This is a genomic window from Hylemonella sp. P2_B10, from assembly GCF_056404875.1.
In genome coordinates, this window is the sequence record NZ_JBFUDE010000003.1 from 298583 (window position 1) to 314198 (window position 15616).

Here is a 15616-nt window from a genome sequence, read left to right on the forward strand (position 1 = left end):
GGATAGCCGTTCAGCCTCCGCCATAGAGGTACTTGGGCAGCCACAAGGTCATGCCGGGCCAGATGTACATGAACACCATGCACAGGATGACGATCAGCATGTAGGGCATCATGCCGGCGAAGATCTGGTTCAGCGTCACATGCGAGGGCGATACCCCCTTCAGGTAGAAGGCCGACATGGCCACCGGCGGCGACAGGAAGGCGGCTTGCAGGTTGACGAACACCAGCACGCCCCACAGGATGGGGTCGATCTGGAAGTGCGCCAGCAGCGGCAGGAAGATGGGCACGAAGATGACGATGATCTCGGTCCACTCCAGCGGCCAGCCCAGCACGAAGATGATGGCCTGCGACACCAGCAGGAACTGCAGCGGCGACAGGTTCATGGACAGCACCCAGCGCTCCACCAGGCCCTGCCCACCCAAGAGCGCGAACACCGCCGAGAACAGCGCCGAGCCGACGAACAGCCAGCACACCATGGAGGTGGTCTTGGCGGTCAGGAACACCGCCTCCTTGATGCGGGCGAAGGTCAGCGTGCGGGCCTGCCAGGCCATCAGGAAGGCACCAGCCGCCCCCACCGCCGCCGACTCGGTGGCCGTGGTGATGCCAAACAGGATCACCGCCAGCACGACGAAGGTCAGGATGCCCAGCGGCATCACCGAAGTGACCAGCATGCTGAGGATTTCGTACTGCTCGGCATCGAACTTCCAGTAGTACCAGGCCAGCAACAGGGCGCAGACGGCGCAGGTGATCCAGAAGCCGGTGTAGAACGCCGGTGGCACGGGCTCCGCCTGCTGCGCCTGCACCTGCGAGGGGTCGCCCAACTCGCGCAACGGTTCTTCGACGGCGGCACCGGGTGGCGGCTGCAAACCGCCGCTGGCTGGCTTGGCCTGCGGCGTGCTGCCGGGTGGCTCCTGCAGGCCACCGCTGGCCCCCGGCGGCTCTTGCAAACCGCCGCTGGCGCCTGGGGGCTCCTGCAGCCCGCCGGAGCCGGGTGGCTCTTGCAGGCCACCGGAAGCGGACGGCGCTGCGGCGGTTTTGGCAGCGCCTGCGGCAGCCTTGGCCTGCACCTGCGCAACCGGCGGCGGGGCGGCGTCGGGCTGCGAATGAATGACGACATACCACCATACCGCGCCCAGCGTCACCAGCGCGAACCCCAGCGGCACCAGCGATTTCAGCAAACCGCGCAGCAGCCACCACCAACGGATGGCAACCCCCTCGGGGCCGTCGCGCAGCGCGCGGCCGGGTGCCACCACGGCGGCCAGGAAGGCCGGCAGCATGCGTGGCGAGTACCGGGCGGAGATGTGGGCCAGCCAGGGCGGCACGGGCACCCGCATCTGGTCCATGGGCAGGCGGGGCGCGATCTTGGGGTTGATCAGCACCCAGCCGATGACGTAGACCAGGTACAGGAAAGCCAGGAAAAAGCCCGGGAACATGGCCGCCGCATACAACTTGACCACCGACTGGCCGGCCACAGCGGCATAGACGATGATCATCACCGACGGCGGGATCAGGATGCCCAGTGTGCCCCCGGCGGTGATGACGCCTGCGGCCAGCCGCGTGTCGTAACCGGCGTTGAGCATGGGCCGCATCGCGATCACGCCCATCAGCACCACCACCGCGCCCACCAGGCCGCTGGCAATGCCCCAGAAGGTGCAGATGATCAGCGTGGTGACCGCCAGGGAACCCGGCACCCGGCGGAACGCCAGTTGCACGCTGTGGAACATCTTGTCCACCAGCGCGCCGCGTTCCATCACATACCCCATCAGCACGAACAGCGGGATGGACAGCAGGGTCTCGTTGGTCATGGCCCCAAAGGCGCGCTGCACCATCAGGTCGAAAATCTTGTTGGCCCAAAACGGCGTGGACGGGTCCCAGAAGGCGATGTAGCCAAACACCATGCCCAGGCCCATCAGCGTGAAGGCGGTGGGGAAGCCCATCATGATGACCACCACGATCAGGCACAGCATGGTCATGCCCAGTGCTGCGTTGCTCATGACTTGAGTCCCTTCGATTGTTCCACCGCCAGTTTGCGGGACTCCTCGTCCACGTATTCGCTGGCTTCCAGCTGCTGGGCCACCACGTCGGCCTCCTCAGCATCCTTCAGGCGCGGCGTCCAGACGCCGGTGCGTATGCAGACTACGCAGCGCAGCATCTCGGACAAGCCTTGCAACAGCACGATGGCACCGGCCACCGGGATGATGAACTTGAACGGGTACAACGGGATGGGCACCGCGTTGAAGGTCTGCTCATGCATGGCCAGCGAGTCCTGGAAGTAGGTCCAGCCGGCCCAGGTCAGCGCCAGCACGCCGGGCAGGAAGAACACCACGTACAGCACCAGGTCCACCCAGGCCTGGGTGCGCGGCTTGAAGCTGCCATACAGAAAGTCACCGCGTACATGGCCATCATGGGCCAGGGTGTAGGCGCCGGCCAGCATGAACAGGCTGCCGTACATCATGTTGTTGGCATCGTAGATCCAGGCGGTGGGGGCGTTCAGCGCGTAGCGCTTGAAGACCTCAACGCACACCACCAGCATCAACAGCACAATGAGCCAGGAGGCGGCCTTGCCCACCCAGGTGCTGAGTGAGTCCACCGCATGCAAAAGTTGTTGGGTCGTCATGGTTCCATGGCCTGGGCGGCCAGACAAAAGCCAGCCATCCGGGCAATCCGCCGAACGGCTGGCTGGGTCAGTGCAAAAACGAGATCAGGATTTTCTGGGGTTGAAGTAATGGTTGTAGGCCATCTTGAAGTCCACCTGGTAGTCGTTCCACCACGGGCAGACACGTTGGGCAAAGGCCTTTTGCGAATCCAGCACCTTCTTGAACAGGGCGTTGTCGGTGGCCTTCTTGGCAATCGTCTTGTCCCAGGCCGCGAGTTGCGCCTGCAGCATGGCGTCCGGGGTCTTGTAGAACTTGACGCCCGACTTTTTCATCTCGGCATAGTCGGATGAGTTGCGGTCGATCGACTTCCAGCTCATGTCGGCGCTGGCGGCCTGCACCGCGTAGTCGATGATGTGGCGCAGTTCAGCCGGCAACGCGTTGTACTTGGTCTTGTTGAACAGGATTTCGAACTGCTCGCCGCTTTGGTGGAAGCTTTGCAGCATGCAGTTCTTCACCACATCGGGGAAGCCCAGGATGCGGTCGCTGGAAGCGTTGTTGAATTCGGCCGCCTCGATCAGGCCACGGTCCAGCGCCGCCACGATCTCGCCGCCGGGCAAAGGGTTCACCGCCGAGCCCATCTCGGTGAAGATGTCCACCGCCAGGCCCACGGTGCGGTACTTCAGGCCTTTCAGGTCTTCGGTCTTGGCGATGGGTTTCTTGAACCAGCCCAGCGGCTGGGTGGTCATGGGGCCATACAGGTAGGACACCACGTCCATGTTGATGGCCTTGTAGATCTCTTCCAGCAGCGCCTTGCCACCGCCATAGTTGTGCCAGGCCAGCACCATGTTGGCATCCATGCCGTAACCGGGGCCGGAGCCCCACAGCGCCAGCGCCGAGTTCTTGCCGTAGTGGTAGGCCACCACGCCGTGGCCGCCGTCCAGCGTGCCCTTGTTCACGGCTTCCAGCAACTGGAAGGCCGGCACCACCGCGCCGGCGGGCAGCACCTCGATCTTCAGCCGGCCGCCGGCCATGTCATTGACCTTCTTGGCGAAGTCGTTGGCGAACTCGTGGAAGATGTCCTTGGCCGGCCAGGTGCTCTGGAAGCGGAAGGAGGTGGCGGTCTGGGCCTTGGAGATCATGGGCGCGGACATCGCGCCCGCCGCAACCGCGGCACCCTTGAGCAGGTTGCGGCGGCTGGGCGTCTTTCTGTCAGTCATGGGAAGTCTCCTGTGGATGAATGTGAATGGAATGTAAAGGCGCCCCATCTTTCTCCTTTCGCCAGCGAACGCAAACAGGGTTTCCACCAACGCGCGCCGGGCGCAATCTCTTATGCTGCGTGTGAGGGCAAACTATTTACTTTTGGAGGCAGGCACACATGGACAGGCGTTATTTCTTTCAGGGTGCGGCAGTGGCGGGCGCGGGCGCGCTGACCGGCTGCGCGGCCACCGGTACGGCGTCCCCGGCGACGGCCCGCACGCCGTTTGCGGTGCCGCAGGTGACGGTGCCCATCGTCGGCAGCGACGAGCAGTTCCCGGTGCGCCGCATCTACTGCATAGGCCGCAACTACGCCGCCCATGCGCGGGAGATGGGCTCAGACCCCAACCGGGAGCCGCCGTTCTTCTTCCAGAAGCCCACCGACGCCGTGCAGCATGTGCGCGCCGGCACCGTGGCCGACCACCCCTATCCCACGCTGACCAAGAACTACCACTACGAAGCCGAGCTGGTGGCTGCGCTGGGCAAGGGTGGCCGTGACATCCCGGTGGAGAAGGCGCTGGACTGTGTCTACGGCTACACGCTGGGCCTGGACATGACGCGGCGCGACCTGCAGCGCGGCATGGGCGACGAGAAAAAGCCTTGGGAAATCGGCAAGAGCTTCGATCGCTCCGCCCCCATGGGCGCCATCCACAAGGTGGCGCAGACCGGCCACTTCACCAAGGGCGCGATCTGGCTGAAGGTCAATGGCCAGACCAAGCAGAGTGCCGACCTGAACCAGATGATCTGGTCGGTGGCCGAGCAGATCGCCAAGCTGTCCGCCGCCTTTGAGCTGTTCCCCGGCGACGTGATCTATTCCGGCACGCCGGAAAACGTCGGTCCGGTGGTGCGGGGCGATGTCATCGAAATGCACATCGACGGCCTGCCCAACCTCAGCGTCAAGATCGTCTGAGGTTTCAGCCGGCAACGGCTTGTTACCGGCGTCAGCCTTGTCTGACGCCGGTCCTCTCCGCAGCCCGACAGACCCCGGCCGGCCGCTCGCCTAAGGTTGGCATACCCGCCGCAACATCGCGGGGGTGTTCCACCCATGAAGGAGAGACGAGCATGAAGAAACACGGCAACACGCACAAGGCGCCGCGCAGCAGCAAACGCCAGGCACCCTCCCACCAGGCTGGCGACGGCGGCGCGCAGGCGTCCAGCAGCGACACTGGCAAGATCAACATCGGCAGTGGTGACGATGTCATGGGCGTGCATGATAATGACCGCGACAGTGGTGACCGCTCGCTGAGCGGCGGCAGTTCGGGTGGCCGCAAGTCGCGCCGCAACGACCGCGCCAGCTGACACATCCGAGCGCAGCCGGCTCCCTTACCACTGCGGTGACGGGGCCGGCCGAGGCTGGTAGAGTTCCGGCCATGAAGCCCATCCAGCTGTTCGACCCCGCCTCCAGCACCTACACCTACGTGCTGTTCGATGAAGCCAGCCGCGAGGCGCTGATCATCGACCCGGTGGATGAGCAGCTGGAGCGCGACCTGGGCGTGCTGCGCCAGTATGGCTTGCAGCTGAAATGGACAGTGGAAACCCACGCCCACGCCGACCACATCACCAGCGCCGGCCACCTGGCCGAGCATGCCGGTGCCAAGACGGCCGCGCCAAGCGGTTGCGGCATCACCACCGCCGCCGTGCAGTTGCAGGACGGCGACGTGCTGAGCTTCGGCGGCGAGCAGATTCGCGCCTTGCATACCCCTGGCCACACGGCGGGCAGCATGAGCTTTGTCTGGCGCGACCACGTGTTCACCGGCGACACGCTGCTGGTCAACGGCTGCGGGCGCACCGATTTTCAGTCCGGCAGCGCCGAGGCGCTGTACCACAGCCTGACCGAGGTGCTGTTCAAGCTGCCCGATGCCACCACCGTGTGGCCGGGCCACGACTACCAGGGCCGCACGCACAGCAGCATAGGCCACGAGAAGGCGCACAACGCGCGCGTGGCCGGCAAGAGCCTGGCCGAGTTTAAGGCCATCATGCAGGCCTTGGATTTGCCGCGACCCAAGCGCATCGACGAGGCGGTGCCGGCCAACCTGACGTCCGGCTTGCGGCATGACGCCGGCGGCACCCAGCTCAGCGCCAGCGGCGCGCAGGCTGATCAGCCGCGCCAGGTGGCCGGCTATGCCGGCGACGTGTCACCGCAGCTGGCCTGCAAATGGTGGCTGGAGGGTGACGCGGTGCTGGTGGATGTGCGCACCGACGCCGAGCGCGAATGGGTGGGCTTTGTCCCCGGTGCCGTGCCGCTGGCCTGGAAGCAATGGCCCGGCATGGCCGTCAACCCCGCCTTTGATGCTGGCGTGCGTGCCGCCGTGCCCGAGGGCAAGAAGCTGTTGCTGCTGTGCCGCAGCGGCGTGCGTTCCGTGGCCGCTGCCAAGCGCGCCACCGAGCTGGGGCTGGAGGCCTACAACATCCTGGAAGGCTTTGAGGGTGATCCCGACGAGCAGGCACAGCGCGGCCACAAGGGTGGCTGGCGCTATCACGGCCTGCCGTGGCGGCAGGGCTGAAGCTCAAGCAAATTTTCCGTGCCGCTTGAAGGCGTCGGTGGCGGCCACCAGCGCCGCCGCGATGCCGGGCTCGAACGCCGAATGGCCAGCGTCTTCCACCAGGGTGAACTGCGCCTGCGGCCAGGCCTGGTGCAGCCGGTAGGCCGACAGGGGCGGGCACACCACGTCATAGCGTCCCTGCACGATGGTGGCCGGCAGGTGGCTGATGCGTGGGATGTTGCGCAGCAATTGGTCCTCGCTGAAGAACCCCTGGTTCAGGAAGTAGTGCGCCTCCAGCCGGCCCACCGCCAGGCCCTTGGCGCCGGAGACAAACTCTTCCTCCACCTCGGGATGTGGCAGCAGGTGCAGGCAGCTGCCCTCGTAGCGGCTCCAGGTGCGCGCGGCCTGGGCGTTGTGCGTTTCATCGTCGCTGAACAGGCGCTTGGCATAGGCCTGCAGCAATTCGCCGCGCTCCTTGGGCGGGATGGGGGCGGTGAATTTATCGTGCGCCTGCGGAAAAAACCAGCGCATGCCGTTCATGAACCAATCGATCTCGGCCGGTGTGCACAGGAAGATGCCGCGCAGCACAAAGCCCAGGCAGCGCTGCGGGTGGGCCTGGCCATAGGCCAGCGCCAGCGTGGAACCCCAGGAGCCGCCAAACACCAGCCAGCGCTCAACGCCCAGCATCTCGCGCAGGCGTTCGATGTCGTCCACCAGCAGCGGTGTGGTGTTATGGCGGTGCTCGCCCAGCGGCGTGGAGCGGCCGGCGCCGCGCTGGTCGAATAGCACGATGCGGTAATGCGCCGGGTCGAAAAACTGCCGGTGCTTGGGTGACAGGCCGGCACCCGGCCCGCCATGCAGGAACAGCACGGGTTGCCCTTCGGGGTTGCCGCACTCTTCCCAATACAGGGTGTGCAGCGCATCGACATTCAGCATGCCGCTGCGGCGCGGCGCCAGCGGCGGGTACAACGGGGCGTCAGAGGATGAGTTCATGGTCAGGGGCTCAATCGTCACCGGCGGCGTCATCGTTGCCTTCGCCGTTCTGCTTTTCACGCAGCCGCTGGTCCAGGCGCTGTTTCAGCGCCTTGCTCTCATCCATGAACTGGGACACCGGTATGGCAGGCGCCACCCGCCATGTCGGCGGGAACAGGCTGGACAGGTGGCGCTGGCTCAGCAGGCGCTTGGTCTGCAGCCAGTTGTTGCCCAACAGGCCGGTCATGGCCAGCAGGAAGATGGTGGTCATGGCGATGCGCATGCCGCGCTGGTGGTGCGGCGACACCACGGTCAGCTGGCGGTAGATGCCCAGCGTCACGATGAAGGCGCTGATGAGCAGGTCCAGCCGCGCCAGCCACTCCAGCGAGAACATGAAGGCCAGCAGATGGGCCAGGCCGTTGACCACGCCGTCCAGCAGCACCACAGCGCTGAAGATGCGCACGTGGCGCCAGAAATGCGCCTGGCCGGCAAAGATCTTGGTGGCCAGCGCCCATAACAGGCACCACACCATCAGCACCCCCAACAGGCCACCCAGGCGCAGCGGCACACCTTGGGCGAATTTTTCGGTGTCCGCGCTGCCGTACCACAGCAGCACCAGTTGCCAGATGGCCAGCACGACCACCAGCAGCGCGGTGCCGCCGGTGCGCCCCCATGGGAAGGTGGGCATGGCCTGCTCGGGCAACAGCGGTGCATCGGCCAGGCGCAGGTTCAGCTTCAGCAGGCCCAGGCGCAGGTCTTGCTGCGCGGTCCAGTTGAACTGGTCGCCGCTGGGGTGGCGATGCAAGCCCAGCTGCACGCCGTTGCGGGTGTCCAGCACCTGGGCGCTGATGGGGCCGCCATCGGCCGCGCGGTCCAGCCGCAAGTGGTGGGGTGCCACGTGCGGGTCGTCCAGCACCAGGTCGCAATCCAGTGCCCGGCCTACCGTCACCGGCCAGCGGTTCACGGTCAGGCGGGCCACGATCAGGTTGTTGCGGTCCAGTGCCTCCAGCATGGCCAGCCGGGGGGCAGCGCCGCGCAAATCGGTGGTGGCGGAGGCGGACTGGGATGCCGGTGAGAGCGCTTCCTGCGTGACGGGTTCCAGCCCCGTGGTGGCCTGGTTGCCGGGCAGGTCCTCGGGCTGCAACGGGCCGCTCATTTGCCGCCCTCCCACTTGAAACCATTGATGTAGAAGCCCACCAGCGCCAACGCGTTGTCAAAGCTGAAGCCCTGCACGTCGATGCGACCCTGCACGCCCTGGGTGGGCTTGTTCAGTGACATCACCACCGCCGAGGCGTTGTAGAGCCCGGGCAGTTTGCGCTGGGCGTTGATGCACACCACCACCCGCATGGGCATGCCGGCCTGCTCTACATAGCGCTCATTGCATTCGGTGGGGGTCAACTTGGCTGAGCCATTGCCTGCAAGGTACTCGTTGCGCATGCTGTTGGAGTAGAAGCTGGCAAAGCGCAGCGCGCTGAACTTGGGCGCGTTGTAGGCCTCCGAGCGTATGCGGATGAAGCCGGTGTTGCCCTCGCCGGTGAACACCTGACTGTCGAGCTGGCAGTTGGTGCGCTCGATGTCGAAGGGTTTGAAATCAGGGTCGCGCGCGCGGCCCCAGCAGCGCGCCAGCGTGTCGTCGGGCACCGGCACGCCGTAGCCGGCCTGCAATTGCGACTTGAACGGCATGCCGAGGAACTTTTGCGCCACCTTGGCCTGGTGCGCCAGCAACTGGCGCGCCACCTCGGCATGCGACTTCTGCGTGATGGGCTTGGCATTGGCGGAGCGCGCCAGCAGCGCCTGGGCGAACTCGCCCGGAATCAGGAAGCTGACCAGCTCGCCGTCCAGCCGCTTGGCCACATTGACGCCGATCACCCGGCCGGCGTCGTCCAACGCCGGGCCACCGCTCATGCCGGGGTTCAGCGCACCGGCGAAGAAGATGCGTGGGTAGAAGCTGCGCTGCACCAGGCCGTTGAAGGTGCCCTCGGTGACGGCAAAGCCGATGTCCAGCGGGTTGCCCAGGGAGTAGATGCGCTCGCCGCGCGACAACGGTTTGTCCTTGGCGCGGAACTCCAGCGCGGTAGTGGCGCCGCCACCCTTGGCGCGCAACAGGGCCAGGTCGTGCTGCACATCGAAGGCCAGCAATTGAAGGTCGATTTCCTTGCCGTCCACCGGCACCGCGACGCCGCGGTACTGGTCGGGCTCCAGCGCCAATTGGCTGGCGACATGGAAGTTGGTGATGATCAGGCCGTCGTCAGAGACGAAGAACCCCGAACCCACGCTGGCCTGCGAGTTGGTGTTGCGCAGCAGCGTGCGCACCTGCACCAGCTTGCCGCGCGTGGTCTCATAGGCGCGCTGGGCGTCGCGCGACACCGGCTGCGGCGGGTCGGCCTCGCGCTTGGCCAGGTCGGCAAAGGAAGGGGGAGCGGCCAAAGGCGCGCGCGGGGCAGCAGGCTGTTCCGGCGCCGGCCGCTGGGCCAGCGCCGATGTGGCCACAGCCAGCAGTGCCGCCGTGATCAACCCCACCAGCCCCCTCCGTCCCCTGGGCCAGCATGCATGTGTGCTTGTCATCATGGATGGATTCTAGGACCGCGCGGGGGTTCCCCGCTTGCGCCACAATAGAGCATGCTCTACCAGCCTGACTTCATCGCCCCCACCCGTCACAGTGACCCTGCTGCCGCCCTGGCCGAGGTGCGGCGCATTTATGACAACAGCATCGCCCACCTGCGTGAAGCCATGCAGCGTTTCGTGGCCGGCGAGAACCTGCCGGGCAATGTGCGTGCCTGCTATCCCTTTGTGCGCATTCACACAGACACGGTGATACGGCATACCTCCGCACTCACCGCGCGCCTGAGCTTTGGTTTTGTGGCCGGTCCGGGGCATTTTGAGACCACGCTGACGCGGCCCGACCTGTATGGCGCCTACTACCTGGAGCAATTTGGCCTGCTGCTGCAAAACCACGGCGTGGAGCTGGAGGTGGGTACCAGCACCCAGCCGATCCCGGTGCATTTCTCGTTTTCCGAGCATGACCATGTGGAAGGCAACCTCAGCGCCGAGCGCCGCCTGCTGATGCGCGACGCGTTCGACCTGCCAGACCTGACCGCCATGGACGACGGCATCGCCAACGGCACCCACGAGCCGCGTCCGGGCGAGGCGCAGCCGCTGGCGCTGTTCACCGCGCCGCGGGTGGACTATTCACTGCACCGCCTGCGCCACTACACCGGCACGGTGCCTGAGTGGTTCCAGAATTTCGTGCTGTTCACCAACTACCAGTTCTACATCGACGAGTTCGTGCGCCTGGGCCATGAGGCGATGGCTGACCCGGAGAGCGAATACATCGCCTTCATCGAGCCCGGCAATGTGGTGACGCGCCGCGTCGGCCTGCCACCCGAGGCGGCGGATGAGCTGGGTGCGCCGCCGCCACGCCTGCCGCAGATGCCGGCCTACCACCTGATGCGCGCCAACCACAGCGGCATCACCATGGTGAACATCGGTGTCGGGCCCGCGAACGCCAAGACCATCACCGACCACATCGCCGTGCTGCGCCCGCATGCCTGGATCATGCTGGGTCACTGTGCCGGCCTGCGCACCACCCAGCAGCTGGGCGACTACGTGTTGGCGCACGGCTATGTGCGCGAAGACCATGTGCTGGACGAAGAACTGCCGCTGTGGGTGCCGATCCCCGCGCTGGCCGAGATCCAGGTGGCGCTGGAGGCAGCGGTGTCGGACGTGACGCAGCTCAAAAGCGCCGAGCTCAAGCGCGTGATGCGCACCGGCACCGTGGCTTCTACCGACAACCGCAACTGGGAACTGCTGCCGCAGACCAACGTGACCACCACGCCGCAGCGCCGCTTCAGCCAGAGCCGGGCGGTGGCGCTGGACATGGAAAGCGCCACCATCGCCGCCAATGGTTTCCGCTTCCGCGTGCCCTACGGCACGCTGCTGTGCGTCAGCGACAAGCCACTGCACGGCGAGATCAAGCTGCCCGGCATGGCCAACCATTTCTACCGCGAGCGCGTGGACCAGCACCTGCGCATAGGCATACGGGCGGTGGAGCTGTTGCGTGCACAGGGGGTGGACCAGCTGCACAGCCGTAAGCTGCGCAGTTTTGCCGAGGTGGCGTTCCAATAGAAAAAGCGGGCCTCGGCCCGCTTTTACTTGCCGACAATGACCTGTCAGGCGGCAGCCAGGCCGGCCAGCTTGGCGCGGCGGCTGCGCCGCGTCCAGCCCAGCAGGCCCAGGCCGGCGAGCAGCAGTGCCAAGCTTTCCGGTTCCGGCACCGTTTCCGTGACCAATGCAGCGGAGAAACTGGCGTAAGCAAGGTCGGTGGCAAAGTAGGCTTCCAGGATGTCCATGCCATAGCCGAAGGCGAAGCTCGCGCTGCTGGCATCGAGGCCCAGGAAACTGGTGCCGTTGAACATCGCGTCACCGTAGTCCAGATCGGTTTTGCTGTAGTTTGAACCATTGAAGTCAAAACTGAAGCTGGTCAATGCAAACCGGGTGTCGGAAACGCCGTCGGGAGTGCCGGTGGCATTGTCGAAGCTGAAGGTGCCTTCGAAACTCTGGTTGGCCAGAGGGCCTGTGTTGTCGACAGTGACTTTGAAGGTGTAGTTCACTACATCAGCGTGCGCCGACAAAGCACTCAGGCCGAAAGCCGCGGCAAGTGCGGCAGAGCGCAGGAATTTGGACAAAAGTTTGTTCATGATGCTTGGTCTGTGAGTTGTTGAAAACTGTTGAAAGCGATATCAAGCGGCCGGGTGGTACAGGCTCGGGTCCAGCAGGACCGCCGCATTGGACACGCTGACGCCGGTCAGGATCACCAGCTGACGCGGAACACCCGCGCCGGCAGTGCCGTCAACGTCGAACATCACCGCAGTGGAGCCGTTTGTCAGCGCCATGGTGCTCAGGTAGCCGGCTCCGACCGGGTTGTTGCCCGTGTAGCCAACAGAAGCCAACAGAGCGGTGATGACCAGGCTGTCGCTGCCCAATGTGAAGTCCGTGATGGTGTCGACACCTTCCAGTGTGCTGTTGTAGACGAATTTGTCGGCGCTGGCGCCACCCGTCAATGTGTCTGTGCCCCGGCCACCGGTGATGGTGTCCTTGCCGGCGGTACCGACCAGGTTGTCCTTGCCATTGGTGCCGTTGATCGGCAGCCCAGCCGGCTCGATCAGGAAGCGTGCCACCAACGGGTCATGGTCGCTGACCTGGACCTGGAACTCGGAGTTGATGTGCACCACGTCGAAGCCGGTCAGGCTGGACATCAGGGTGTCGCTGGCCATGATGTGGTCGATGGCCTGTGCGTTGCCCTGGTAGTTGTAGGTGTACTGCTCGTTGGCGGGCAGGGTTTCGATCAGCGTGTTCAGGCCGGCGTTTTCCAGGATGGTCAGCGGTGTCGAGAACTGGAAATCGTTCAGGTCACCCATCACGATGATCTTGGCGTTGGGGTTGGAAGTTTCCAGGTTGTGCACGTAGTTGGCGACGACGGTGGCCTGCTGGTCGCGCTGCACCTCGCTGGACAGCACCGGCGGTTGCACGGGGCCGTACAGCGGGTCGTCCCCACCCTTGGAGGCGAAGTGGTTGCCGATGACGGTGACCTGCTCGCCGTTGAACTCGAAGGTGCCCACCAGCGGCTTGCGGCTGCCGCTGAAGGCGGCGTTGGTGGGGTCGATCAGCGTCAGCGAACCTTCCACGAACGTCACTCGCTCCGGGTTGTACAGGAAGGCCACGCGGATGTTGCCGCCGCCTTCGCCGCCGTTGGTGCCGTTCACCGGGTCGATCTGGCGGTACTCGTAGTGCGGCCCGCCGGCAAGGGCGATGGCGTCGATCAGCATCTGGATGGTGACGTTGGCCGCCACCACGCCGTTGTTGGTGGCGCCGTTGTTGTCCTGGATTTCCTCCACGCTGAGGATGTCGGGGGCCTTCAGGTTGTTCACGATGGCCGTGGCCAGCGCGTTGAACTTCACAGCGCCGTCAGACGGGTCCAGGTTCTCCACGTTGAAAGTGGCCACCGTCAGCTGGTTGGCGCTGCCGGTCACGGTGGTGACTTCACGCGCGTTGGTGGAGGGCTGGAGCACGGTGGGCGTGGAGGGCACCAGCAGCTCGTAGTTGTTGCCGAAGTAGTTGATGACGCCGGTCAGATCGGACAGCTTGGCCCCCACGTCCACGTCGGGCATGGCGATGCCGGCCTTCAGGCCGTCGATCTGCAGGCGCTCGGGGTTCATGTCGGTGGCCGAGATGACCACGCCGCCGCGGTCCGTCACGCCGGTGGCCTCGGCGCCGTTGTTGGCCAGCACGTACAGCTCGCCGTCAGTGTTGGTGGCGGAGTAGATGGTGGGCGACACGGCCACCGGGTTTTGCACCGAGACCAGCATGCCTTCCAGGCTTTCCCAGAAGTCGATGCCCTCGGTGGTGGGGTCAAAGTCGCCGCCGGTCTCTACGTTGACGCTGCCGTCATTGTTGATGCTGGAGGTGGGCGGCGTGCGGTCGACGCCGATCACCACCGGGGCAATGGTCGTGATCGGCGCGTCGGTCCAGGCGGTGACCACGGGGCTGGTGATTTCGGTGACGGTCAGGTTGTCCGCGCTGTTGCTGGGACGGAATTCCTGCACCAGCCCGCTCACCTTCACCGCGTCGCCCACATGCTGGGTGGGGGCTGTGCTGGTGAAGACGAAGATGGCCTCGGAGGTGGCCGGGTTGGCGTCCGGTGTCGGGTCCTGCAGGTAGAAACCGTTGCCAGCCACCATGGTGACGATGCCGGCGACGTCAAACACGTTCTTGCCGTTGAAGGATGAGATGTGCGTGGCGCCCTGGATCTGCGCAATGGTCAGCTTGTCGTTGTCGGTGATGGCGATGTTCTGCGTCGTCGTGGCGCCCAACTGCACGCCGCCGCTGGGGTTGGTGATGCTCAGCACGGCGGTCTCGGTGCCTTCGGCGATGGCGTCGTCCTTCACGGTGAAGGTGACCGTGCCTTGCGTGGCGCCGTCGGCGATAGTGATGATGCTGTCGGACAAGCTGTAGTCGTCGGCGGTGATGCCGGTGCCGCCGACGTTCAGCTTGACCGTCTGGTCGCCGATGACGGACTTGGAAGCGGTGGCAGTGACGGTGATCAAGGTGGTGCCGGCCTCGCTGCCCGCATTGGTGCTGATGCTGAGGTTCACCAGCGCCGCATCGTCGTCGGCGATGGTGACGCTTTGCGTGGCTGTGGTGCCCAGCGTGATGCCCGAACTGGGGTTGGAGATGGTCAGCAACGCGGCCTCGGTACCTTCGGGGATGGTGTCGTCCACCACGGTGAACGTGACGCTGCCCTTGGTCTGGCCGCTGAGGATGGTGATGGTGTCGCTGGACAGCGTGTAGTCGCCGATGGTGATGCCGGCGCCCGACACGCCCAGATGCATGGTCTGGTCGCCGCTGACCGCGCCGGAGGCGGTGGCGGTGACGGTGATGACGGTGGTGCCGGCTTCGCTGCCGGTCGTCTTGTCGACGCTGAGGTTGACGTTGGGCGTGGTGGCGGTGATGCCTGCGGTCAGCGAGAAGTTGTCAATCGCCAGCCCATGGTCGTTTCCGGCGTCGTTGACTTCGACCCAGCGTATCCACATCGTGCTGCCGGCTGCCCAGTTGGTTGTCAGCGTGCCGCCCAGCGCCGGGACCAGGCCAGCATTGTTGCCGTCCACCGCCGCCGCAGTGGTTGAGGCCACGGGCGACGTCCAGTTGAAGCTGCCGCCGGGCTGGTTCCAGGTCGTCACAGCCGTAAAGCTGCTGCCGAAGCCGTATTCGAGCACCATGCTCTGTGCCGTGGCGTTGCCACCGTTGCGCCACTCTTCGCCATTGAATGACAGCGTGATGCTGTTGATGGTGGCGCCCGTGTTGTTGGTTGCCGCAACCGCGATCCAGCCGGCCACCGCGTTGTTGCCGGGCGAGCCGTAGTAGGCACCCCCAGAGCCCAGGCCGCCCAGGGCCCTGTCACCAATGGCGGCGGCGCTGCCGAAACTGTAGAAACTGCCCGCATTGCCGCTGCCGGTGCCACCGGCATACGCCGTGAGCGCCGTGCTGGACTTGTCAAACAGGTACCAGCCTTGCAGGGTGCTGTCGTTGCTCCAGGCGTTGGCTGTGCCGGTCTGGGCCAGTGCGTCAAAGTTCTGCGTGTAGGCTGTCCCGTTGGTGATTGAGATTGGCATGTTCTGTCCTGCTGATCAGTGAATGTGGAGAGGGGCTTCGTGAATGATCAAAATTGGTGCGCCGGCGGATGCACCAAAACAACCGCGTTCCCAAGGCTCGGTGGCGAGCCGTGTAAAGCACTATTCGTGCCGGGGGCGTCAGC

12 protein-coding genes and 1 pseudogene are annotated in these 15616 nt (G+C 65.2%); 5 read left to right on the forward strand and 8 right to left on the reverse strand.

Annotated features, from left to right (window positions below):
- Window positions 1-10 precede the first annotated feature (10 nt).
- The 3 genes from AC1DX2_RS13875 to AC1DX2_RS13885 form a co-directional block, all read right to left on the reverse strand.
- Window positions 11-1993 (reverse strand): TRAP transporter large permease subunit, encoded by a 1983-nt coding sequence (locus AC1DX2_RS13875; RefSeq protein WP_477196949.1) that lies wholly within the window; start codon window positions 1991-1993, stop codon window positions 11-13.
- Complete coding sequence (locus AC1DX2_RS13880) at window positions 1990-2616, reverse strand: TRAP transporter small permease subunit (RefSeq protein WP_477196950.1); 627 nt, start codon at window positions 2614-2616, stop codon at window positions 1990-1992. Before AC1DX2_RS13880 ends, AC1DX2_RS13875 begins: the two co-directional genes overlap by 4 nt.
- A gap of 84 nt (window positions 2617-2700) precedes the next feature.
- Window positions 2701-3813, reverse strand: coding sequence for a TRAP transporter substrate-binding protein (locus AC1DX2_RS13885; protein ID WP_477196951.1), 1113 nt, complete (start codon window positions 3811-3813; stop codon window positions 2701-2703).
- Between the two features lie 158 nt (window positions 3814-3971).
- On the opposite strand from AC1DX2_RS13885, the gene AC1DX2_RS13890 reads away from it, so the two are divergent.
- The 4 genes and pseudogenes from AC1DX2_RS13890 to AC1DX2_RS13905 all read left to right on the forward strand — a co-directional run bounded on the left by AC1DX2_RS13890 (window position 3972) and on the right by AC1DX2_RS13905 (window position 6354).
- A complete protein-coding gene (locus AC1DX2_RS13890) occupies window positions 3972-4760 on the forward strand; it encodes a fumarylacetoacetate hydrolase family protein (protein WP_477196952.1) in 789 nt (262 codons plus the stop codon).
- Between the two features lie 152 nt (window positions 4761-4912).
- Entirely contained in the window at window positions 4913-5149 is a 237-nt protein-coding gene (locus AC1DX2_RS13895) for a hypothetical protein (RefSeq protein ID WP_477196953.1), read from the forward strand.
- Between the two features lie 71 nt (window positions 5150-5220).
- Window positions 5221-5901 (forward strand): annotated as a pseudogene (locus AC1DX2_RS13900) (MBL fold metallo-hydrolase); the annotation flags it as partial.
- Window positions 5902-5961: 60 nt separating this feature from the next.
- Complete coding sequence (locus AC1DX2_RS13905) at window positions 5962-6354, forward strand: rhodanese-like domain-containing protein (RefSeq protein ID WP_477197684.1); 393 nt, start codon at window positions 5962-5964, stop codon at window positions 6352-6354.
- Between the two features lie 3 nt (window positions 6355-6357).
- On the opposite strand, the gene pip is transcribed toward AC1DX2_RS13905, so the two are convergent.
- The 3 genes from pip to AC1DX2_RS13920 are packed head-to-tail and all read right to left on the reverse strand — an operon-like array spanning window position 6358 to window position 9825.
- Window positions 6358-7326, reverse strand: coding sequence for a prolyl aminopeptidase (gene pip, locus AC1DX2_RS13910; protein ID WP_477196954.1), 969 nt, complete (start codon window positions 7324-7326; stop codon window positions 6358-6360).
- A 10-nt stretch (window positions 7327-7336) separates the two neighbouring features.
- Window positions 7337-8461, reverse strand: a complete 1125-nt coding sequence (locus AC1DX2_RS13915) for an FHA domain-containing protein (protein WP_477196955.1) — start codon at window positions 8459-8461, stop codon at window positions 7337-7339.
- Window positions 8458-9825 carry a S1 family peptidase gene (locus AC1DX2_RS13920; protein WP_477196956.1) on the reverse strand — a complete coding sequence of 456 codons (1368 nt, stop codon included), beginning with the start codon at window positions 9823-9825 and terminating at the stop codon, window positions 8458-8460. The genes AC1DX2_RS13915 and AC1DX2_RS13920 overlap by 4 nt, the downstream gene beginning before the upstream one ends.
- Before the next feature lie 99 nt (window positions 9826-9924).
- On the opposite strand from AC1DX2_RS13920, the gene AC1DX2_RS13925 reads away from it, so the two are divergent.
- Window positions 9925-11430, forward strand: coding sequence for an AMP nucleosidase (locus AC1DX2_RS13925; protein ID WP_477196957.1), 1506 nt, complete (start codon window positions 9925-9927; stop codon window positions 11428-11430).
- 44 nt (window positions 11431-11474) lie between these two features.
- Here AC1DX2_RS13925 and AC1DX2_RS13930 read toward each other — a convergent pair whose 3' ends face one another.
- Window positions 11475-12002 (reverse strand): PEP-CTERM sorting domain-containing protein, encoded by a 528-nt coding sequence (locus AC1DX2_RS13930; protein WP_477196958.1) that lies wholly within the window; start codon window positions 12000-12002, stop codon window positions 11475-11477.
- A gap of 42 nt (window positions 12003-12044) precedes the next feature.
- On the reverse strand, window positions 12045-15473 hold the full coding sequence (locus AC1DX2_RS13935; RefSeq protein ID WP_477196959.1) for an endonuclease/exonuclease/phosphatase family protein: 3429 nt from the start codon (window positions 15471-15473) through the stop codon (window positions 12045-12047).
- Window positions 15474-15616 lie beyond the last annotated feature (143 nt).